Source organism: Psychrobacter sp. PL19, assembly GCF_017875835.1.
Classification (GTDB): domain Bacteria; phylum Pseudomonadota; class Gammaproteobacteria; order Pseudomonadales; family Moraxellaceae; genus Psychrobacter.
The window spans coordinates 608,878-631,832 of the sequence record NZ_JAGING010000001.1 but is presented as its reverse complement, the minus strand read 5'-3'; the positions used below and the strand labels follow the sequence as shown (position 1 = coordinate 631,832).

Annotated in this window: 16 protein-coding genes; 4 read left to right on the top strand and 12 right to left on the bottom strand. The window is 41.3% G+C overall.

All coding sequences use genetic code 11. The features are described 5' to 3' along the window. Positions 1-21: 21 nt before the first annotated feature. The 4 genes from H4W00_RS02535 to fmt form a co-directional block, all read right to left on the bottom strand. Positions 22-1,119 carry a LysM peptidoglycan-binding domain-containing protein gene (locus H4W00_RS02535; RefSeq protein WP_209956097.1) on the bottom strand — a complete coding sequence of 366 codons (1,098 nt, stop codon included), beginning with the start codon at positions 1,117-1,119 and terminating at the stop codon, positions 22-24. 348 nt (positions 1,120-1,467) lie between these two features. Then, entirely contained in the window at positions 1,468-2,889 is a 1,422-nt protein-coding gene (gene thrC, locus H4W00_RS02530; RefSeq protein ID WP_209956096.1) for a threonine synthase, read from the bottom strand. 207 nt (positions 2,890-3,096) lie between these two features. Continuing rightward, positions 3,097-4,671 (bottom strand): transcription antitermination factor NusB, encoded by a 1,575-nt coding sequence (locus H4W00_RS02525; RefSeq protein WP_209956095.1) that lies wholly within the window; start codon positions 4,669-4,671, stop codon positions 3,097-3,099. 57 nt (positions 4,672-4,728) lie between these two features. Continuing rightward, the gene (gene fmt, locus H4W00_RS02520; protein ID WP_209956094.1) at positions 4,729-5,847 is read right to left on the bottom strand and encodes a methionyl-tRNA formyltransferase; all 1,119 of its coding nucleotides are present in this window, start codon (positions 5,845-5,847) and stop codon (positions 4,729-4,731) included. A gap of 492 nt (positions 5,848-6,339) precedes the next feature. Here fmt and H4W00_RS02515 point away from each other — a divergent pair, with 492 nt between their 5' ends. After that, positions 6,340-9,180, top strand: a complete 2,841-nt coding sequence (locus H4W00_RS02515) for a response regulator (protein ID WP_209956093.1) — start codon at positions 6,340-6,342, stop codon at positions 9,178-9,180. Between the two features lie 210 nt (positions 9,181-9,390). Here the strand turns inward: H4W00_RS02515 and H4W00_RS02510 are convergent, their stop codons facing one another. The 8 genes from H4W00_RS02510 to rpmH form a co-directional block, all read right to left on the bottom strand. Beyond that, positions 9,391-10,074 carry a riboflavin synthase gene (locus H4W00_RS02510; protein ID WP_209956092.1) on the bottom strand — a complete coding sequence of 228 codons (684 nt, stop codon included), beginning with the start codon at positions 10,072-10,074 and terminating at the stop codon, positions 9,391-9,393. 1,002 nt (positions 10,075-11,076) lie between these two features. Then, a complete protein-coding gene (ribD, locus tag H4W00_RS02505; RefSeq protein WP_209956091.1) occupies positions 11,077-12,132 on the bottom strand; it encodes a bifunctional diaminohydroxyphosphoribosylaminopyrimidine deaminase/5-amino-6-(5-phosphoribosylamino)uracil reductase RibD in 1,056 nt (351 codons plus the stop codon). 48 nt (positions 12,133-12,180) lie between these two features. Further along, positions 12,181-12,648: a transcriptional regulator NrdR gene (gene nrdR / locus H4W00_RS02500; protein ID WP_209956089.1), complete on the bottom strand. Its 468-nt coding sequence runs from the start codon at positions 12,646-12,648 to the stop codon at positions 12,181-12,183. 252 nt (positions 12,649-12,900) lie between these two features. Next, the gene (gene mnmE / locus H4W00_RS02495) at positions 12,901-14,346 is read right to left on the bottom strand and encodes a tRNA uridine-5-carboxymethylaminomethyl(34) synthesis GTPase MnmE (protein ID WP_209958843.1); all 1,446 of its coding nucleotides are present in this window, start codon (positions 14,344-14,346) and stop codon (positions 12,901-12,903) included. Positions 14,347-14,556: 210 nt separating this feature from the next. Next, a complete protein-coding gene (gene yidC, locus H4W00_RS02490; protein WP_209956087.1) occupies positions 14,557-16,248 on the bottom strand; it encodes a membrane protein insertase YidC in 1,692 nt (563 codons plus the stop codon). A 193-nt stretch (positions 16,249-16,441) separates the two neighbouring features. Then, positions 16,442-16,834, bottom strand: a complete 393-nt coding sequence (gene yidD / locus H4W00_RS02485) for a membrane protein insertion efficiency factor YidD (protein ID WP_209956085.1) — start codon at positions 16,832-16,834, stop codon at positions 16,442-16,444. 1 nt (position 16,835) lies between these two features. Next, a complete protein-coding gene (rnpA, locus tag H4W00_RS02480) occupies positions 16,836-17,207 on the bottom strand; it encodes a ribonuclease P protein component (RefSeq protein ID WP_209956082.1) in 372 nt (123 codons plus the stop codon). Between the two features lie 204 nt (positions 17,208-17,411). Further along, positions 17,412-17,546, bottom strand: coding sequence for a 50S ribosomal protein L34 (rpmH, locus tag H4W00_RS02475; protein WP_007394757.1), 135 nt, complete (start codon positions 17,544-17,546; stop codon positions 17,412-17,414). Between the two features lie 603 nt (positions 17,547-18,149). Here rpmH and dnaA point away from each other — a divergent pair. The 3 genes from dnaA (at position 18,150) to recF (ending at position 22,426) form a co-directional block, all read left to right on the top strand. Further along, complete coding sequence (dnaA, locus tag H4W00_RS02470; RefSeq protein WP_209956081.1) at positions 18,150-19,601, top strand: chromosomal replication initiator protein DnaA; 1,452 nt, start codon at positions 18,150-18,152, stop codon at positions 19,599-19,601. A gap of 335 nt (positions 19,602-19,936) precedes the next feature. Then, positions 19,937-21,112, top strand: a complete 1,176-nt coding sequence (dnaN, locus tag H4W00_RS02465; protein WP_209956079.1) for a DNA polymerase III subunit beta — start codon at positions 19,937-19,939, stop codon at positions 21,110-21,112. 63 nt (positions 21,113-21,175) lie between these two features. Further along, entirely contained in the window at positions 21,176-22,426 is a 1,251-nt protein-coding gene (recF, locus tag H4W00_RS02460; protein WP_209956077.1) for a DNA replication/repair protein RecF, read from the top strand. Positions 22,427-22,955: the final 529 nt, after the last annotated feature.

Sequence of the window (22,955 nt, the reverse complement as noted above, 5' to 3'; positions counted from 1 at the left end):
GTATTAGTAGATTATAAACGCCTATAAGTAAGGTGGCGGTAGCAACTGATCACCGACATTAAGGGGTAACTCAGAGCTCAGCACATACGCATAACTGATATCATCAAAGGTATTAAATACCATCACCATACCAGTCGGTTCGCTTGGCAAACGTACTGGGGTGTCATTATCGATGGTATCGCGCACTAGCGGTCCTTTCTGGTAAACCGTCAATACATCACCTGGTTTGGCACCATGAATGCTACCCAAGTTAATAGCGACCACACTGCCACGCGCCGCTGAGCTAATGGAGTCCATCACGCGTACGATCATACCACCACGATTGACGGTAGCAGGCGTCGGATAAAACACCGGTGGAATAGCATTGTCTAACTCAACAAAAACGCGATCACCTTCACGTACTTCTTTGTCATAGCTGTCAGTGAGCTGCAAGCTGGTTACGCCGTTACTTGCCACGTTAGTGGCCAAGCCAGTCGCCACTTGTGTCACTTCTAAGCCGATGATTTTTTGAGTCCTAGGATCGACGTACATCTCGCCTTCGCGGTAGACCCCATAGCGCTGACCAACGATAAGCGGTACACCCTTGGCATAAATTTTATCACCACTAGCTGTAATAAGGTTGCGTGTTTTAGACGCTAGCACATAGGGTGTGGTATTAAAATCTTTGGGATTAACAATGATGGTTTTATCAAGCCAATGTTGGATTGCCGTCATTGGAATCGCTGGAATACTATTGGCAGTCGAGGTAATCGTTACGCTGCTAGCGACCATATTACCAGTCAGTTGTTTTTCTACCCCTGCACAGCCTTCACCAGTGTCAACACCAATTAAGGTCTTGCCCTGAATTACGCATAAGATAAGAATATCGTTAGGATAAATAAGATTAGGATTCTTGATTTGTTTATTAGTCGCCCAAATTTCTTTCCAACGCCATGGACTGTCTAAATAACGACCAGAGATATCCCATAAAGTATCGCCTTTTTTGACCGTATAGCGATTGGGCGCATCTGCTTTGATAGTTGGCAGTGGATTGTTAGCATAGGCAGTAGGGATCAATATTACACTACTAAATATGGTGATCAGCAGCGCTTTTGCCATACCGTTTAGGCTTATTTTCATTATCATATCCATAATGGGTAAAATATAGCGTTGAGGCTGTTGTGGTTACCACTGATTAATTATCAACCATCATTAGCTATTAACACAAAGCACGCATTTATCTGAGCTTGTTTTTATAGATCTTGTTTCTATAGCAGTGTTCAAACCAATACTTAAAAGTAGTGCTTTTTGAGTTTACAATGATATGAACCATAGCACAATACCAAACGCTGTTTTGCAAAAGCTTAAGCTTGTTAAGGTTGTTAAGCTTATTCTCTAATATTAAATTGACTTAATTTTCTGCCATTAACAACAAGGGCTTTGTTTCATGTGAAACAAAGCCCTTGTTGTTAATGGCACTTTCTAAATTTATGCTGGGTTTGGTGTGACACGCTGACGTATTCGTTCAGCGACCAATTGCGCATCATTATCTAGAATCACCACATGCTGCGGTAAATCCTCTAAGCCTTCGGTATGGGCAGGACGTGCAATATCTATCTGGCCAATAGCTTCGATAATAGTCTCAGAAAATTTAACGGGCAATGCCGTCTCAGCACAAACTATAATCTCGCCCTCTTGCTGTAATTCTTTAGCGACTTTGATGCCATCTGCAGTATGTGGATCGACCAGTTCGCCATGTTGTTCATATAGCGCTTTTATAGTTTTCAGACGGTCGCTATGATTAGATTTACCGGCTGCAAAGCCGTAACGTGAATTTACTGCTTCCAGCAAATCTGATAAATCAAAACCTTGTCCTGATTTTACCCCTTCAAATAACTCATGAACACGCGCGCTGTCTCTATCTAGCAGCATGTAAACAAAGCGCTCAAAGTTAGAGGCTTTAGAGATATCCATTGATGGACTAGAAGTGATATAGGTTTTATCCGTCGGACGCGGCTGATAAGCCCCTTTATTAAAGAAGTCGTTGAGCACGTCATTTTCGTTAGTAGCAACTATTAAGCGCCCAATCGGCAAGCCCATTTCACGGGCAATATGACCAGCACAAATATTACCAAAGTTGCCTGATGGAATACTAAAGCTAACCTGCTGATCGTTACTGCTAGTCACGGCAAAATAAGCTTTAAAATAATAAACAATCTGCGCCAGTATCCGTCCCCAATTGATAGAATTAACCGTTCCTAAATTATAGGCCGCTTTAAATTCAGCATCTTGTTGTAAGGCTTTAACGATATCTTGGCAATCATCAAACATACCATCGATAGCGATATTATGAATATTATCATCAGTCAGGCTGTACATCTGCGCACGCTGGAACTCACTCATCTTGCCATATGGCGATAACATAAAGACTTCGATATTGTCTTTACCACGGAGGGCGTATTCAGCGGCACTGCCAGTATCACCACTGGTCGCGCCAATAATAGTAATTCGGGCATCTTTTTGTTTGAGTACATATTCGAAAGTATTACCTAAAAATTGCATCGCTACATCTTTAAAGGCTAAGGTAGGCCCATTCGACAAGCCTAAAATATATAAGTTGTCTTCAAGCTTACGAACCGGAACAATCTCTGCGCTACCAAATACTTCAGCGGTATAAGTACGCTCAACGATGTCTTGCAGGTCAGCATAAGGAATATCAGTGGCAAAGCGCTGCATCACTGCTAGAGCAAGCTTGGGATAACTGAGCGTACGCCATTCATCAAGCGTGGCGTTGTCAATCAGCGGATAATGCTCAGGTAGCATTAAGCCACCATCAGGCGCGAGCCCCATTAACAGCACATCACTAAAATCTATCGGTGCTGTCTGACCACGGGTACTGATATACTTCATAGCATTTTCCTACCTGTAATGATTTTTTAATATTTTAGAAATAAGGCCGTTTATAGTCACATACGAGTGGGAGAAAACCTCTCAATTGCTATGTAGCTATGCCACTCTAGCAGCTACATAGTTTTCTCCCAGTCACACTGTGTTTTTTAAATTAAACTGATTATGTAAATATATACCTATATAAATGTGTACCTATTTATTAAGTTATTAAGCTGTCTTATGTAGCAATGCATAATAAAAACCATCACCGCCTTCCCTATCAATAGGCAAACATTGGCGACCAATGTCTTGAGCGATACCCCAGCTGCAGGCTTCAGTAAATTCAATAGCCGCTGCATCTGTATGATGGTTTAAAAAGGCTTGCATCTGTTCTACGTTTTCTTGCTTCAATATCGAACAAGTAATATATAACAAATAGCCGCCAGCTTTTACTTGTGGCCATAGATTATCTAATATTTCTGCTTGTAATGCCGCCGTTTGCTCAACATCTTCTTCAGCGCGCAATAAGCTAATGTCAGGATGACGACGAATCACTCCAGTGGCAGTACAGGGTGAATCGAGTAGAATAGCGTCAAATACGGGTTCGTTTTTATCTGCTTTGTTGCTTATTCCTTGCCATCTGGTCGCATCAGCACAAGCGATATTAAGTTCAACCTGCTCAGAATACTCTAATTGTAGGCGCTCTAAATTCTCATGAATACGCCCAATACGTGGCGCTTCATTATCGATAGCCGTTAGCTTGATTGCATGACTGCCCACCGAAGCATCTTTATCATCGCTTTCATTATTGTTATTGCCATCATGTTTCACATGAAACAGTGGCGATTGCTTGTCTGCATTTAGCAACTCTAACCAATGGGCGAGCTTACCACCAGGTGCCGCACAGGCATCTAAAACCTGAATGTCAGTAGTATTACCATCTAAGCTTACTTTATTAATAAGTGCTTGATTGATCAGTGACGCGGCGAGCTGAGCATTCATGTCTTGAATACTGACCGCTCCTTCAGCAAATGACGGCAAACCACTAACGGCCATAGTTTGTCCTAGACGCAATGCTTGAGTGGTGATGCTAGTATTTGCGATATCAGCTGACGTCGCTGAAGTTGGTAGTTTTAAATCGCTAACCAACTCAACGAGTTCAGCATCGATATCGGCGTGCTCTAAAGCTGCTTGATAGGCATCAACAGTATTAATATTAGTATTGACTCGTAAAAACATCGGTGCAGGCTGGCGTAATCCCTGAGTTAATGCTGGATACTCTTCACTCCAATCTTGCTTGAGCTGATAGGCAAGCCAATTAGGCAGACTATGATTTTTATCACATTTTTTACGGAATTTATTGGTATTTTTAACGACTTTTCGCAAAATCGCATTAACCAGACCAGAGGCATGGGCAAAGTCAATCTCTTTCACCGCCTCAACTGTTTCATGAATCGCCGCATGATCAGCAACTTGCAAATATAACAGCTGGGTTAACCCCACTTGAATGGTCGTGCGGACTTCGATCTCATCGATATTATTATCCGCCAAGCTATCAAGCAAACGTTCAAGAGCGTACCACTGACGCAATGTTGTCAATAACAGCGCATGAGCAAAGCCTTTATCTCCCTCGTGCAGACTGTTTAATAAGGGGTCAAGTACGCTGGATAGTGACTGACCATTTTGAATCGCAAGTAAAGTACGTATGACACGCACGCGCACGCTACCAGTCATTTTAAGGTTGCTTGATGGCTTGTTCTTATTGTTTCTAGGGCTATTAGATGCGGTTGCGGGTTGTCTCATATTACTTAATTTCCTATGCCTATTAGGGCATCTGCGTTAGCTGATTAATTTGAAGTATTAGTTTGATTCAGTGGTGAATCGGTCGCCATCATTCAGTTGATTGCCCTGACAAATTTGCTCGGCGTTGATGGGCTTGCTACCAGCAAACTGCAATGTGGTTATCGCTAAAGTACTGGTTTGCTGTGCTGTACTATTGGGTTGTTGACCTTCGCCTGCCTGCTCTATGTCATCTGCTTGCTGTTGGTCTTTGCCGCACGCCACCAAAATTGCTTTACGGCCAACACTGATAACCGTACCAGCAGGCTGTTTGGTTTGCTGAGTATCATTAACGGGCAAGTTGGCTAAAATTTTGACGCGCTGATCGTTTAAAAAAGTATAAGCACCTGGCCACGGCGTTAAGCCACGAATCTTTCGTTCGATGATAGTAGCAGATTGCGTCCAATCGATAGCGCCTTCTGTTTTGATAAGTTTTTCGGCATAGTTAGCCTCATTATCATTTTGCGAGATAGCCTGCGCCTGATAATTGGGTAAGTCCCGGAGCACCGTACTGATAGCCTTTGCACCCAATTCTGCCAGCTTATCATGTAGGCTAGCAGCGCTATCGTTTGGCTCAATAACGCAGCTAACTTTATGCAGCATATCGCCAGTATCTAAACCTTTATCCATTTGCATAATAGTAATGCCAGTCTCGGCGTCACCTGCTAGTAGTGCTCGATGAATAGGTGCTGCGCCGCGCCAGCGCGGTAATAATGAGCCATGAATATTTAAACAGCCATAGGTCGGAATAGTCAAAACCCCAATAGGCAAAATAAGCCCATAGGCAGCGACTACCATGACAGCAGGCTGATAGGTTCGCAAGGTTTCTCTAGCGGCAAGACCTTCAGTGCTTGATTTTTTAAAGGTAGCAGGTTGCTCAACTGGAATATCATGCGATAATGCGACTTGTTTGACGGCAGAGGCAGCCAGCTTTTGTCCACGACCTGCCTTGCGATCCGGCTGGCTGTACACTGCCACAATGTCTATATTGAGTGCCTCTTGCTGGCTAATTAAAGCTTCAAGGCTTATAGCGGCAAACTCAGGTGTACCTGCAAATACTACTCGCAATCGGCCAATAGCTGGCTGGTGTTGAGTTGTGGTAGCAATAGATATATCGGAAGAAGAAACAAATGTAGTCATAGCAGCGTATTACATATAATTGATGGGCCTATTATAGGCGAGTTTTCTGCGTTTCGCCATGATTGTGATAGCGCTTGAGCCGACTTACAGATAGCGCCGTTTAACGTCATAATAGCGCTGCCTATATTTATAATAAAACGGATATTACCAATGAGGCCTTTACTATAAGGTCTTCGACACACGATTTGTTACAATGACTGCTACGGTAATTTCGTTATCGTGAAAATGATATATCATCATAATACCTTTTATGAAAATATGCTTATCAGAATACTTTTAATCACACTATCTGTATTATTACGATATGTCCATATAACAAATCGCGCCATACTACGGCTCCGCTACTATAGTGAATCTCAAACATAAGGCTGGATACCAATTGAAAACTACGGCTAATTGATCAACGCAAGTATATTAAATAGTACCTACCACCGTAATAGGCTTATCGTTGGTTCACTTTGTTTTGTCGTGCCGGTATAGGATCATGCTTCTATGGAACAGTTTCAGTCTTTAAAACGCCTGCTTTTATTTTATACCTTCACGCTGCTGATTATGCTGATCTTATATTATGTCATGTTGCTTTTGGCACTTGAAAGCCAAAGTCAGCAGCACAGCAAAGTTGTTTTTAATGCGCTAAAACATGAATTGATTGAGCATTCCGTACCAACGAATATTGAAATTGAAACAATACTCACTAAGTCATTTTTTCAAGATATCAGTTATCAGCTGATTTTTACCCTACCTTCTGGACAGACTTACGTATATCGCTATAAACGGCCTTATAGGTATAAATTTGCTAATATCACCTTGCCCACCCTGGCATCACCATTCGCAAATATCAATGATGCCTATACTCTCACTAATAATACGTTAACAAGCACGATTAAACTTAAAAGTGGCCATCAGGTGTACATTGTACTGCGTCACCAACCAGCTAAAATAGACTGGCTATCGTATCAACTTTGGTTGCCGTTAATGGCTGCTATTATGCTATTTATACTAGCGCTAATTTATATGCTCAAACGCCATACCAATTGGGTACAGCTACTACAATATACCGAAGCGTTAACGACCACTGCGAAAGACGCTTATGCCCCACCGCCATTTATTGAGACCACAGCTACCTCTGAGTTCTCTCGTTTAGGTCACGCCCTGAGCCGTGTCAATTATCAGCTACATAACAATCATCGTCGTATTAAAAATCTCAGCCATCGCTTAGAGCGCTTAGTCGATCAAGCACCACTGCCGATGCTGATGATTATGCGTCACGGTCAGATTAGTTTTTTTAATCAACGTTTTGAGCAAATATTTTCCACCTCATTCCAGAGTGATGCCAATTATCAACTGACTGACTTTGTCAACGGTAAAGATGAATCGACTCAACTATTACTACAAAAACTAATAACCCAGCGCGTTACCCGTACTTTATTGGTCTACGGTATAGAGAACAAGCAAGCTTACCAACTACATATTACCCCATGGTTCGGTGAACACGGACAGGTCCATGGTTTTACCGTGCTTCTTAATAGTGTTAATGAGCTCGTCAGCCATACTGATCAATTACAACAACAAAATCAGCAGCTACAACAAAAGCTTACTGAGTCTAATCAGCTTAAATCCGTTATTGGTCATAAACTGCGTGCACCGCTAGATGCCATTATTGTGATACTTGAACAAATAAACCCTAATACTTTATCGGCTAAGCAGCGTGAAGTACTGTCCATGTTAACGCAGTCAAGCCACTCTATGCTCGCAATGCTTAATGATATATTGGATATGGTGAATACAGAAACAGGGAAAAAACCTATTACTAATGAGCCTGTAGATATCTTTAAGCTTGGACAAGATATTAGCGATTTAATGACAGATAGCACTCGTCGGCAAGGGCTTGAGCTACTGTATACTTTTGATCCTTACAGTCCACGCTATATCGATACCGATGGCGACCGTTTGCGCCAAATTCTACTCAACTTATTAGATAACGCCATCAAATTTACCACCTCGGGTTATGTCGCGCTGATCATCGAACCTATTACTACTGAACATTGGTCTCAAACCCAAAAATTAGAGCAAAGACTAACGGTCACTACCCCTGACATTGTGGACAGTAGCGTGCCTCACTGGATTCGGTTTAGCGTACAAGATACCGGAATAGGTATAATCCCTGCTAGACAGCAGCTGCTGTCTACTTACTTTAGTCAAGCTAGAATCCAAGCTAGCCAACCTTTTGATGATATAGGATCGGGTCTGGCTACTTCTAATAGTTTTGCTCATTTATTAGGAGGCTTTATTGAGCTTGACAGTACCTATCTTGACAGTATTTATATTAATAGTACCTATATTAATAGTACCTACATTAATAATACCTATAATGAAGTTAATATTTTTACGCTATACCTGCCTTGTCGTCGTCCAAATTATCAGCCGGTGTATCATTTTAATACTAATTTGACTCACATTCACTTGTTCGCTATCGTCAGCCATAAGCTTTACGCTACGAGTCTGCAACGGCTGTGTCAATATTTATCAATGCCTGTTAGTATTTATACCTCAGTAGACAAGGCGACCCTACAGCAGCTCACCGAACAGCTAGCGCAAAATAAAAAAACGCTGTCACCTATATTGCTATTAGATTATGAAACCAGTGTTATGGAGTTATCTAACCTATCAGAAGACAGTAATAAAACAGCGATTGACATTGATAGCCAAAAAGCATTAGACAGCCTACTCGCTGTCACATCGCTGCCTAAGATATTACTCAGCATGAAGCCTGAGCGTCGTATATCTTCTACCCTCTTGGATAAATTTAATGGGTTTTTAAGCAAGCCTTTAGATAGCGCCTTGTTACTATCTGAGCTAATGCGGTTAACCCAACCAGTAATGCGGCCAATAGCACACAAACAAAATTTTAAGAATAATAACAGTGAACTATCTATAAGGTTAAATAACCCTGTAGATGATCTTTTATTACCGTTAATTTTAGTAGTAGAAGATAGTTTGACCAACCAAAAAATCATTTGTAAATTATTAAGTAAGTTTGGCTATCGTACGGTGGTAGCAGAAGACGGTCAACAAGCTTTAGATCAGCTACAGGTTCAGCGCCAAGATATTGCACTGATCTTAATGGACTGCCGTATGCCGGTTATGGACGGTTTGCAGGCCACCCAAGCTATTCGCGCGCAAGGTGATGATATTCCTATCGTGGCGCTCACTGCCAACAATACTACAGAGGATCGCGATGCTTGTATTGCCGTAGGAATGGACGAATTTCTATCTAAACCAATAGATAAATTGAAGCTACAAGCTATCTTGCAAGACCTAATTAAAGTTTGATAAATAAGCCTTACGACAGCAAGCTACTGTTGTTGATAGGATACGTCATATAGTGACTCCAATTTAAAAACCATACAGTGCTGCTGTTATGAATTTTTCGCAGCCTCTGTCACGCATTCGAACAGTAAGCAAGAAAAGTTTATACCAGTAGTCCACTGACACAAATGTATCTGCTTTATTTTAAACTGGCTATACTGACCATACTGTTTGTTACTTCATAAAGCCGTTATCCGCTAAAAAAGCATCAGTAATAGGGTTTTGCGGACTCGTTACAGTATCCGCATTCATTGTTCCCGTTTGCGACTTGTTTAACAGGCGTTCTAGGTAGCGTGCCACAATATCTACCTCAATATTAACCTTGTCGCCTAACAACCAATGCTTAGAAATATTAGTTATCTGAGCAGTGTGTGGGATGATATTTAAACAGACAATATTGTCACGTACTAAATTGGTTGTCAGACTAATGCCGTCGAGCGTAATAGATCCTTTGGTGGCGGTATAATGTGCCAACTCTTGCGGTAATTCGATTTCTATATAAATAGAACGCGCATCTTTTTCAAGCTTACTGACAGTACCAACGCCATCAACGTGACCGGCAACGATATGACCACCAAAACGTGTGGTTGGCAGCATGGCTTTTTCTAAATTCACCACATGACCTGGTTTTAAATCTTTTAGCGCAGTGCAAGCAATAGTTTCACGTGAAACATCAACAGCATAATAGTTACTACCCAAATCTACTACCGTGAGACAGATACCATTAGAAGCAATAGAATCACCTAATGACACATCACTAAAGTCCAAGTCGTCAGATTCAATCATTAAGCGAATATCACCACCAACGGGATCCATAGCTTTAATTTTACCCACACTTTCAATAATTCCTGTAAACATATAAACCTCTTTTTATTGGTTGTTGATATAGTTAATTCAATTTAAAAGGGACACAGTCCTGCTGGTACGGATTTTTTGTAGGCTCTGTCACGCCTGCGAACAGCAAGCGAAAAAAACGTATACCAGCAGCACATTGCTATAAACGACTGTCTTTTATTTTGAACCGACTATAACAACTCATTTTTAATAGCTGATAATTTATGATAACTACTCATTAGCATAGCACTACACTCGTACATTAATAACAAGATCTACCAATTATCAATATTGGTTATTCTAACAATCTACTATAGTCAATGAAAAGTAATATCGATACATAACCTACTGCTGGCATGAGTTTTTCTTGCTTGCTGTGCCTACGCAGATAGAGGCTGCAAAAGGCTTATACCAGCAGTACCGTCGCGTTTTTAAGGTATTTTAACTATACCACTGATTGAGCAGCCATATAGTCGATCCAATTTAAAAAAGGATACAAGGTTATTGCTATGAACGACTGTCTTTTATGTTGAACAGACTATAGCTAAATATTATTGCTTATAATCATTAATACCCGTCATTAAGGACAGTTATTACTAAATCAGCGGCTATGTTTGATTCACTTGGCTCTGTCGGCTAATGCTTTCAATTTAAAACTAAGTATATTTAACACTTAACGAAGCAGCTAGCAGGAATGGACTGTGGATAAGTACTTACTGTGTGTACTGTTTTAATTTAAAACCATTATTATCATATAGTTATCCACAAGCTATCCACTTGTTAATATATAGAGTGACGGCTGTACAGGTTATTAGATAAACCATTGATTAATAGAAGGTTATTTTATGAATTAGCGGTTTATTAGTTATTTAAAAGTTTCATGTGAAACATAACTATATAAAGTTATACACAGTTTCATGTGAAACTTAACTTAAAGTAGTGGAGTTATCCACATTTATAGCACAACTTGATAATATTGTGGATAACCAAGCACTTATGCACAGCTGATTTAGATATATTAGCTATTTAGAGGGGCAGTAAGGTAAGTTTAATATCAGTACCGACTGGCTCATGGCTGTGATAATCAAAACGCAGTTGCTGCGCTAAAGATAGGGGGTTGAATTCAACCATTGCTCGAGCTTGCGCGCCTAATAAGCAAGGCGCTTGATAAACAATCAACTCATCTACTAGCTGCTGACTCAAAAAACTTCCTGCGACACTAGCACCCGCCTCTACTAATACCTCATAGCACTGGTGCTCACTGACTAACGTTTGTAGTAGCTGGTGCAGATTGTCTTCACGCCAGTATAAAGTCTTTGGTTGGCGGCATAACCGATAAGAAGATTGCGCATCGTGTATTAAACGCTTGCGTCGATCAAGTACCACAATTAGTGGTACAGGCACTTGCTCAGGAGCTACCCCTAACTGGGTAGAGCGTACATTTAACTGTGGATCATCCGCGATGACAGTCGAGCTTCCGGTAATGATAGCGCCACTTTGCGCACGCAGTTTCTGCACATCTTCTCGTGCGGCTGCTGAAGTAATCCATTTTGACTCGCCTGTCGCCATCGCGGTACGACCATCAAGACTGGTCGCAATCTTGAGTCGCACATAAGGCATTTGCGTACGCATGGCCTTTAAAAACCCTTTATTTAACGCTTCTGCCTGAGCATTTAATGTCCCAACTATAACCTCAATGCCAGCCTGTTTTAACAGGGCTACTCCACGACCGGCAACTTGTGGATTGGGATCAAGACCAGCAATCACTACCCGCTTAATACCGGCATCAATAAGGGCTCGGGCGCAAGGTGGTGTGCGTCCAGTATGGCTGCAGGGTTCCAGAGTCACATAAGCCGTCGCACCTACTGCTTGCGTTCTTGCCTGTTTAAGCGCGAACACTTCGGCATGCGGTTGCCCCGCTTGTGGATGAAACCCTTGTCCAACCACTTGTTCTGCTTTTACGATTACGCAGCCTACGGCAGGATTAGGCCTAGTAGTGTATAGGCCAAAATTCGCCTGCTCTATAGCGAGCATCATAAAATAGCGGTCCTGAGCATCTTGCGCGTGGTTTAATGTTGGCATAAAGAGATTACACTTAATAAAAAAGGAGCTGATGGTTGCTATACATAGTTAATTGTCATTTTTCTCTATAGGGCGAATATTAGCAATTTCCTGATGAAAAGCATCAATATCTTGAAAGTCGCGGTAGACACTAGCGAAGCGCACATAAGCAACGTCGTCAAGCGTTTTTAGCTCGCTCATAATGATCTCTCCTAACACTTTACTGCTAATCTCACGCTCACCCATTTGCCGTACTCGCTTCTCAATACGACTGATCATGGCTTCTTGTTCATCGATAGTAATCGGTCGTTTTTGTAGCGGTAGCAGGATAGAGCGACGTAGTTTTTCATTGTCATAGGGCTCTATTTTGCCACTTGATTTAATAATCCGTGGCATAACCACTTCTACCATCTCAAAAGTGGTAAAACGCTCTTGGCAGCTACTGCAAAGCCGACGCCGACGGACTTGCGCACCTTCAGCAGCCAAACGTGAGTCAATAACTTTAGTCTCTGACGCATTACAATAAGGACAATGCATACCATTTTCCTTGTGTTCGTACCGAAAGCTAGGTTGATATAGTTAATACAAAATAAACTAGCTACGCCGTTAATATTGAACTATGACCTGCAGCTAGTGAAAGTTTTCTTGCTTACTGGGCGGCTATGCCACACTAGAGGCTGCAAAAAATTTTCAGCCTCGCTTTATTCGTTTTAGAATGACCTAACTATAACAGGCGGAGTCATTCCTTAGAGACTTTATTTTAAACGACGCATTAATAGACTTAGTGCATCATTTGCCAATACAAAAACTGCCAAAAATTTTGCCTAATAAATCATCAGCACTAAACTCTCCAGTGATTTCGCCTAAGCTAATCTGCGCTTGACGTAAGCTTTCGGCGACCAACTCACCGGCGCTGAACACCGTCAACTGTTCGTGGGCTTCTATTAGGTGATTGGCCGTTCGTCTTAAGGCATCTAAGTGGCGAGTACGGGCAATTAGGCTGTTTTCGGGGGGATGAAACCCTACTTTGGCACATAAGACTTCAACTAACTCTTCGATACCGGCACCTGTTTCACATGAAACGTGCACCTGTTCATAACCTTGATTATTGATTTGGGCTTGAGAAATAGCAGTGACGTTATCGTTTACCTTAGTGCTTAAAGAATCACTTAATAAATCGCTTTTATTGGCAATAATGAATAGGCGCTCAGCATCTGGTAACTCGCCGAACAACTGCTCTGCTAATTGTAGCGGTGTGCCATTATCCTCGATATCACGCGTAACGTCATAAACCATTAATAATATATCTGCCTGTTTGATAGCAGTGCGTGCACGTGCAATGCCGATGCGTTCTACCGTATCTTCGGTATCACGCAAGCCTGCAGTATCAGTCAAATGTAGCGTTAAACCATTCAGTACGACCGTTTCTTGTAAGGTATCACGAGTAGTACCCGCCACTTCGGTGACGATAGCGCGCTCTTGACCTGCCAGACGATTAAGCAAGCTAGATTTACCCGCATTTGGCCTACCTGCTAATACCACGTGAATACCATCACGTAATAACTGACCTTGCTTAGCAGTTTCCAATACTTGCTGGATCTGTGCTTGGGTTTGCTCAAGCTTATTCTGAATCACCCCATCAGATAAGAAATCAACGTCTTCTTCATCAGGAAAATCAATGGCTGCTTCGACATGTAAACGCAAGTGAATAAGTTGTTCTAGTAGCTGGTTAATTTTTTGTGAAAACTCGCCACTCAATGATCGAATCGCACTACTGGCAGCAGCAGCACTGGTCGCATCGATGGCATCAGCAATAGCTTCTGCCTGTACCAAATCTAGTTTGTCATTATCAAAAGCACGATAAGAAAATTCACCAGCACCAGCTTGCTTCGCACCCAATTCAAAGGTCCGCGCTAACAGCTGGCTCTGTAATATCATACCGCCATGACCTTGCAGCTCAATCACGTCTTCACCCGTGAAGGAATGGGGTGCTTTAAAATACAGCACTAGCCCTTCATCAATAGTCGTACCATCCGCTTGGTAAAAACGGCAAAAGCTTGCTAATCTTGGGGTAAAAGCAGACTTACCGGTCAGTTGACAAGCGATAGCATACGCCTTAGCTCCTGACAAACGGATAACTCCTACTCCGCCTCGTCCAAGAGGGGTAGCAATGGCGGCAATCGTGGCCAATCCAGATACAGTAGACGGATCTGGTAGATCAGTTGGCGGTGACAAGGTTGCGTCAGTATCCACACTTACTCTCAATAGCTAAAAACCCCATTATAGACGGCTCGGCCTAGACTGACAAAGCAAACTTTATATAACGGTGTTTGGTGTTTTTTATTTAGTTTTGCTCAGCACAGAACGATGAAATATTGCATAAAAAAACCACCGCTAGAGCGATGGTTTTTTAGTTATTAACCTAACTAGTTATGGACCAACTCATTAATCAAGCACTTTAACAGTACGCAGTTTTTGCTCTTCTTGAACTTTTTTATTGACGATATATTGATGCGTCATACTAAATAAGTTGTTAACTGTCCAGTATAATACCAGACCTGCAGGGAAGAACAGCATGAAAGCGGTAAAGATAATCGGTAAAAACTTCATTACTTTCGCTTGCATGGGATCAGTTGGCTGTGGGTTAAGCTGCTGCTGTACAAACATAGAAGCACCCATCAGTAGTGGTAAAATAAACCACGGATCCATCGCTGATAAATCCTGAATCCATAAGATCCAAGGGGCATGACGTAGCTCAACACTCTCGACCAGCACCCAATACAGGGCTAAAAAGATAGGCATCTGCATTAATATAGGCAGACAACCGGCCATTGGATTGACCTTTTCTTCCTTATAAATCCCCATCATCTCTTGCGACATTTTCATCCGGTCGCTGCCGTGCTCTTCTTTAAGCGCTGCTAGACGCGGTGCAATAGCACGCATCTTCGCCATTGAGTAATAGCTCTTGTTAGAGAACCACATCAAGGCAAACTTAACTAAAACCGTCAAACCAATGATTGACCAACCCCAGTTACCAAGGATGTTATGAATACCATCAAGTATCGCAAATAATATTTTTGAGATTGGCCATAACAGACCATAATCGACCGTCTGATTCAGACCAACAGCAACATCTTTAAGCTCAGACTGTACTTTTGGCCCTGCGTATAGCGTTGCACTTAACGTTGCTTGCTTATTCATTGCGACATTAATAGGCTGGCTATTAAAACCTATAAAGTATTCATCGCCAGTTTCACGACTGAAGAATTGACCGGTGAAGTTGTTAGGCGTCCATGCTGATACAAAATAATGCTGCACGATACCAACCCAACCTTTATCACTGGTCGTAGTCAATTCACCATCACTAAAGTCATCAAACTTCAACTTGTTGTAAGGGTCATCAGGTGTACCCCAAGCGCCACCTAAATAGGTCGCCATGCTCAGCGCGCCTTTATCAGACATACCAGGATCTTTACTATCATCACGCTTTAGTTGCGCAAATAACTGTCCTTGCCATGGCTGCGTAGACGCGTTCTGGATCTGGTAGCTAACATCAATAGGGTATTCATCATGGGTAAAAGTAAAAGTCTTGGTAATCGTAACGCCATCTTTTTTGTACGTGAGCGGTACTAATAACGTTTGTTGTCCCTCTTTCATGACATAACTGTTGGTTGTATGACTGTAAGTAGCACGACCTGCCGCAGTATCAATACCATCTTTACCAATAAGACCAGACTGAGCCACATAAACACGATTGCTATCATTCTCTAGCAATACAAAAGGCTTTTCACCATCGAGCGTCGCATCATACTGCTTGAGGGCAGCATAGACGATATCGCCACCTTCTGGACTGATTTTGATATCATAGCGGTTAGTCGTTACCGTGATGAGACCCGCATCTTTAGTCGATGCAGTCGGCACAGTTGCCGCCACACTAACATCAGTAGGTAACGTCTGTACCGGGATGTCACCTGCTGCACCAGTGGTAGATGGAATATCAGCACCTACTGAGGTTGCAGTTATTGGCTCTGCATCTACAGCAGGCGCATCAGCATTATCATCTCGCCATGCCAAAATCAGCAGATAAGCGGTGATCAACATCGCAATGATGATCATCACCCGAAATATCTTTTGCATAAACCTATCCTAGAGTGAAAAATTTGGGCGTGTGCCATGACCAAGATTTAGCCGCAGCTTTTGTGTAGAGCCACGACGCCAGTTGTCATTGGCATAAAATGCTCATCATTTTACTAAAAAACCACCTTAAATGATACCAACAGTATAGATAAGCTGGTAGGTGACTCAAAGCACTTATAAAGTGTTGAAATTATTACGGTTTCAGAAGGTGATTTAAACGAGCGCCATAGCTAACGTTATCACGATAAACGTGATTATCTCTATCTGTTGCAACAGTAGCTGTATTCGCATTAGAACCAGTGACAGTGACAGGTAAATAATGATAAATATAAGACGCTAAAGGTAGCGGTACAAAATCAATGCCATGTCCACCCCAAGGCTGACAGCGACCAATACGTTTTAATAGTAACCAGCTACCTGCCCAAACACCATGCCATGCTAACGCCTGTTTACCGTAGTTTGAGCATGTTGGGTAGTACCGACAACGAGCAGGTGTTATAGGACTAATTATTTTTTGATAAATGAATATAAGGCTAGAAAATAATTTATAGAAAAAAATATTTATATTTTTTATTAAATTATTCATTTTACTTTTTTTCTATTTTTTTAAATATATTATTTATTTGATTCTCTAATTCTTTTTTATCAATATCTTTTAAAGACTTTTTAACAATGAAAACAATATCTTTGTTTTCTAAACTATAGGCTTGCCTACGAAACTGCTCTCTTATTTTTCTCTTAATTAAATTACGGATGACAGCAGTAGGTACCTTACGTTTGGTAATTGCCATACCTATACGCGGCTGAGCGTGGATATTAGAGCTCACAAAAGCCATCAGATGACTTTGATGTAGTTTACGCTCAGGTGCATCAAACACCTCACGAAAGGCAGCTGGTGTCAGCAGGCGCTGCTCTTTGGTGAAACAGGCAGTGGGTGTAGCTGGGATGATGTCGGGCATAGTACAACCTAAAATGAGAGCTAATAGCAGTATCGAAATAAGCATGACGAAATGTAGCGACAAAAAAAGCGCCGATGTGGGCGCTTTTAATATATAGCTATGTGAAGGTTGTGGTCAATATTGATAATTAAATATGGTCTATAAATAATAGACGCACAACGCGCATCATGAGCCATGAAGGTCGTATGTTACCGATTGATTGGACTATACGGTAAGACGATGACGACCTTTAGCGCGGCGACGTGCTAGGACCTGACGGCCTTTTTTAGTTGCCATACGAGCACGGAAACCGTGAGTACGCTTGCGTTTGATGACGCTTGGTTGGAATGTACGTTTCATAACTCACCTATCAAAATAATGGACTAAATCCGTAATAACGAAGGATTATATCATTCCATCATATTTGGGTCAATCAACTAATCCTCTTTGCTCGTTATTTTTTACTAATGGTTGTGAATAAGCAATGCAATTGATTCAAATATTAATGGGTTACTGATAAATTATTGTCAACTGTGAAAGTGAAAACTAGCTCAAATTTTCAGTACAGTTTACAAAGTTATCCACAGAAATGTCGCTATTCCATAATAACTATTAATTAATATATATAAGTATTGTTGTTGTTGGGAGGCATAATATCTGTGGTTAAGTCACTTTTCCTCTTTAATATCAAAAGACTAGGCTATGGGTAAACCTGTGGACAACCTGTGGGTGGAATATGGATAACTCAACATCAAGACTTATCCACAAAACTATCCACAGCTTTATCCACAAAAAATTAGATGTTATCCACAGGCTGTTTATGTTAAATTAGCATCCCGCACAAACGACCATTTTGTGCCACTAGTTTTAGTGCCGCTCGCAGAGTTTATACTCGTTACTAGGTGTTTAATAACGAACGCCTAGAGAGTCGAATTACTTTAAGTTATGAGGCTAATATTTTTCATGATAGATACTGCTACAATTTGGGATAGATGCTTAGATGATTTGCGCTATCACGTTAAAGATAACGTATTTACTATGTGGTTGAGACCCCTGTCAGCACATCAAGAAGCACAGACGCTTATCATTCGGGCTCCCAATGATTACTTTGTTTCTTACATCAAAAAGAACCACCTACATGATATTCAGAAATTGGTTACTAAGCACAGTCAGGGTAGCATTGAAGAAGTCATCGTCCGTGTTGATCACGCTAACAACAGCGAACAACCCAATTACGAGCCGGCAGATAGTGAACCTCAAACGTCAGGCTCTTTATTTGAGGAGAATAACCCATCCCCTCCCCTAGCGCTTCAGGTTACAAAAACCAGTAGCAGGCAGGCAGATAATGACGGTGCTATGCAGCACGCTGCGCTCGTTGACTCTGCTGATACCAAATCGCTAAGTTATCTCAATCCTGACTTTACCTTTGAAACTTTTGTTACAGGTAAATCTAATAATCTTGCCTATAAAGCTTGTTATGAGCTAAGTAAGCGTCAATCAAAAAATCGTCATAACCCTTTGTTCATATACGGACCTTCTGGTTTGGGAAAAACGCATTTAATGCATTCGGTTGCACATCGCTATTTAAAAAATAATAGAAGTTTTTATTACTTTACTTCTGAAAAATTTATTAACCAACTGGTTTATTCATTAAGAAATAATAAAATAGAAGACTTTAAAAAGAAAATAAAAAAAGTAGATTTATTAATTGTTGATGATATTCATGTGCTAGCTGGAAAAACCAAAAGTAGTAATGAGTTTCTAACATTATTCGCTGATTTTACTAGTGGTGACAAACAACTTATTTTAGCTTCTGACCGTCATCCTTCACAAATGACTGAATTCGATGAACGTTTTCGCTCACGATTTTCTTGGGGTTTGACAGTCGCCGTTGATCCGCCTGAGATTGATACGCGCGTGCAAATATTACAGAAAAAGGCCGCCTGGTATGGGATGACCTTACCCAAAGATTGTGCGTTATTTATTGCTCAAAATGTGGTCTCTAATGTTAGACGTTTAGAGGGCGCATTGAATCAAGTATTTGCCAATGCTAATTTAACTGGGGCGCCGATTACACTTGAAATGGTGCAGTACGCACTAAAAGATATCGTGGCTATGCGCGTACAAGCCGTTAATATGGACAATATCCGTAAAGTAGTCGCAGAGTATTACGATGTGACGATAAAAGATTTAATGGGTCGTAAGCGTACGCGTAGTATCGCCCGCCCACGCCAAATTGCTATGGCATTATCGCGCGAGCTTACAGGCGACAGCTTTCCTGAGATTGGCCAGTTCTTTGGAGGTCGTGATCACACAACGGTGATGCATGGCTGTGATAAAGTAGCGGAACTACGGGCGGCAGATCCTGCATTTGACAAGGATTACAAGTCGCTGGCGATGATGCTACAAGCTTAATAGAGGATGTCGTTACTATTGTGTTTTAGCCAGTAGATATGGTTTATAATGGTTAAAAATAAAAGGTGCTTATTTATTGAGCATTGCGTTACAAGTCAGTCAGTAATAGCTATTAACCGTTTATAAATGACTGATGAATACTATTTTTTCAATAAATACGATATCTGTACACTTTATGTTTCTATATTCATATATTTGTATTGGTGTAAGTCAGCATGGCTAACATAGTCTCAAGGCACTGAAAATCAACGCTAGTAGAATAAAAGAGTTTGAAAAAAATAACATTCAAAGAAAAACTAGCAACATAACAGCCATTCAAATAAGAGTAACCCAGCATGCAATTATCGATTAATCGAGAGTCGTTACTAAAAGCCATAAATTTGATCGCCAAGGCTGCCGATAAACGCCACAATATGGTTATCTTGGGCAATATTAAGCTGCAGTTGTCCGAATCTGAGCTGATCTTAACGGCTTCTGATTTAGAGGTAGAGCTGACTTCAACTCTCAAATTACCGGCAGGTGCCTGTACTGAACCAGGTATGACTACTTTACCAGCGATGAAGCTAAAAGATATTTGTAAGTCATTACCTGCCCAAGCACAGGTTAATCTCGCAACCCAAGGAAATGAGCGCTGTTTACTTACCAGTGGTAAGAGCCGATTTACTCTGGGAACACTACCTGCGGAAGATTATCCAAGCTTAGGTAATCCTGAAAACATCACGCCATTAACTATTAATCGTAGTCGTCTTACTGACTTAATACATAAGACTCAGTTTGCGATGGCGATTCAAGATGTACGCTATTATCTTACTGGTATGCTATTTGATGTCTCGCAGCAGCAACTAACGACTGTGGCTACTGATGGCCATAGACTGGCATTGGCTCGCAGCGTCATTGACGTTAGCGCAGATTTAAATATGCAGGCTATCTTACCGCGTAAAGCAGTCATTGAGCTTGAACGTTTGACCACTGAGTTGGGAAAAATGCTCAGTGACCAAGATAGCGTGGTGACATTAAGTTTCGGTCGTGAGTTTTTGCAAGTCAGCCTACCGTTTGGCGATGTTGATAGCACAGGACAAGTCAGTCAAAATTTAATGGTTACCTTTACCGCGCGTCTTATTGATGGTAAATTTCCTGACTATCGTCGTGTTATGCCTAGCAATACTGATAAATTAGCGCTATTTAATCAAGAGAAAATGGCTGATGTACTGCGTCGTGTCGCTATCTTGAGTAATGAGAAGTCTCGCGGTGTGGTGTTTAATTTCGCCAGCGACGGTATGGTAGAAGTACGCGCTAACAATGCTGAACAAGACGAAGCAGTTGAAATGATACAAGCTAAGTATGAAGGTGAGCCGATGGAGCTGTCCTTTAATGCCGCTTATCTACAAGATGTACTTGGTGTTATTCAAGGTGACTTGCAGATGCACATGAGTCAATCAAACGCCTCGGTACTGGTCAATCAGCTTAATGATGACTTACATCAGTATGTGATTATGCCGATGCGTATCTAGTTGGTTTTTTTATCATTTAGGCAGGCAACAATAGACAATATCTAACAGGCTTTTTTGATTATTATGATTGAACGTCTACAAGTCTCACATCTGCGCAATCTTAGTCAGGTTAATCTACAGACGGCAGCATGTAATGTCATCATTGGCGCCAACGGCAGTGGTAAAACCTCACTGCTGGAAGCTATATTTTTATTGTCACGCGGCAAAAGTTTCCGTCATCATCAGCCCAAACGTTATATCCAGCATCATCAAAATGCGGCAACTGTACACGCCAAACTGTCTGATGGTGGTACATTGGCGATTCAAAAACAAGCTGATGCCACTACAGTTTTACGGCTGAATCAAACCACAGTTTATAATCAAAGTATTTTAACGGAACAATTGCCAACCTTGTTAATAGATCCATCGACGATGGATATGCTAGAGCAGGGCAGTGCCAGTCGCCGCCAACTATTAGATTGGTTAGTGTTTCACATGAAACAGGGCTTTCATCCACAATGGGTGGCATACCAGCGTTTATTAAAACAGCGCAATAGTCTACTTAAACAAACCAAACATCTATCATATAGTCAGCATGCCGAGCTAAAAGCCTGGGATCAAGGGCTAGCGAGTCATGCCGCTTTGATTCATCATTATCGTGCGCGGATATTCGAAGCCTGGCAGCCTTATTTTGAAGACAGTATTCAGCGTCTATTGCCATCTTATGCCCAGCAACTGAGCCTCAGTTATAACCCCGGCTATGATGCTAGTATTGCTCTTGATGTGCAGCTAACAGAACGCTTAACGCAAGATTTACAGCTGGGTTATACCCGTACAGGCAGCCACCGTGCTGATCTTCATGTGCATTGGCGCTCTAACAATAGCCGTTTATCGGCAAATTCTACAGTAGTGGACGAAACGATAGATAAAGTGATAGATGAAGAGCCGGCATCTGGTATTGCCGCAAAGCTACCTATAATAAAAGAACAAGCGGCAAATATACTGTCTCGCGGTGAAAAAAAGCTGTTGATTACTGCGCTGCGTCTGTCGCAACTGCCTTTGCTTCTTAATAATACCGAGCTACTCAACAATACAGAAACAGCTGACACCTCACAACGCTCTAATCACACAAATGCTACCCCAGTGGTTTTACTTGATGATATTACCGCAGAGCTAGACGATAGGGCATTAGATATTTTGCTATCAACCTTGTCTCAGCTGCCTTGCCAGGTTTTCATAACCAGTCTGACCGCTGATATTTTGCCTCTTATTAATAAATACTGGTCAAACCCAAGTATGTTTCACATGAAACAAGGCGTGCTGTCTTCTTATTAATAACTGTCTATCTATTAGGGTTTTTATCCTAATTCCTTAAGCCATTAATTTCATTGTTTTTAGCTAAGCTTAGCCTAGTCTCTTTCCGTATCTGCTTCATTTGTTGTTATTCACTTTTATATTGGCTGCTATTTTATATAGATTCCCGCAATCATAACCTACTGTAGCAGTGGGTATAAAACTGCCAGTAAACAGTGACTTAGAGGCAAAAAAATGCTAAAATGAGGCTTTGTTTTTGTCCTATTTTCAGCAAGTTATCTCATAACTTTATAAATTTCGTATTTGGTATGTATAAAGCGCTAAGTAGTTGATAAGTTTGGGTTTTATTTAATAGCCTCGTCTTCTATAATGTTTAGAAAAAAATGAAGCCTGTGGTTAGACTAATAATTCAAGGTTTTCTATATTTTATATGCCGCCTATAGGTTTTTATTGAAATATTTTAACTAAATCCTTTTAACTAAAGGTTTTCAATTAAAGCGCTTAATATTAATACGTTAAGTCTGAGATAACGTCATGATGAGGCACCGTA

Coding starts and splice junctions, on each gene's coding strand:
- rnpA (WP_209956082.1), bottom strand. CDS start 17,207: ATGCCCGACATCATCCCAGCTACACCCACTGCCTGTTTCACCAAAGAG.
- nrdR (WP_209956089.1), bottom strand. CDS start 12,648: ATGCATTGTCCTTATTGTAATGCGTCAGAGACTAAAGTTATTGACTCA.
- yidD (WP_209956085.1), bottom strand. CDS start 16,834: ATGAATAATTTAATAAAAAATATAAATATTTTTTTCTATAAATTATTT.
- thrC (WP_209956096.1), bottom strand. CDS start 2,889: ATGAAGTATATCAGTACCCGTGGTCAGACAGCACCGATAGATTTTAGT.
- dnaN (WP_209956079.1), top strand. CDS start 19,937: ATGCAATTATCGATTAATCGAGAGTCGTTACTAAAAGCCATAAATTTG.
- ribD (WP_209956091.1), bottom strand. CDS start 12,132: ATGCCAACATTAAACCACGCGCAAGATGCTCAGGACCGCTATTTTATG.
- yidC (WP_209956087.1), bottom strand. CDS start 16,248: ATGCAAAAGATATTTCGGGTGATGATCATCATTGCGATGTTGATCACC.
- dnaA (WP_209956081.1), top strand. CDS start 18,150: ATGATAGATACTGCTACAATTTGGGATAGATGCTTAGATGATTTGCGC.
- H4W00_RS02510 (WP_209956092.1), bottom strand. CDS start 10,074: ATGTTTACAGGAATTATTGAAAGTGTGGGTAAAATTAAAGCTATGGAT.
- rpmH (WP_007394757.1), bottom strand. CDS start 17,546: ATGAAACGTACATTCCAACCAAGCGTCATCAAACGCAAGCGTACTCAC.
- fmt (WP_209956094.1), bottom strand. CDS start 5,847: ATGACTACATTTGTTTCTTCTTCCGATATATCTATTGCTACCACAACT.
- recF (WP_209956077.1), top strand. CDS start 21,176: ATGATTGAACGTCTACAAGTCTCACATCTGCGCAATCTTAGTCAGGTT.
- H4W00_RS02535 (WP_209956097.1), bottom strand. CDS start 1,119: ATGAAAATAAGCCTAAACGGTATGGCAAAAGCGCTGCTGATCACCATA.
- H4W00_RS02515 (WP_209956093.1), top strand. CDS start 6,340: ATGGAACAGTTTCAGTCTTTAAAACGCCTGCTTTTATTTTATACCTTC.
- H4W00_RS02525 (WP_209956095.1), bottom strand. CDS start 4,671: ATGAGACAACCCGCAACCGCATCTAATAGCCCTAGAAACAATAAGAAC.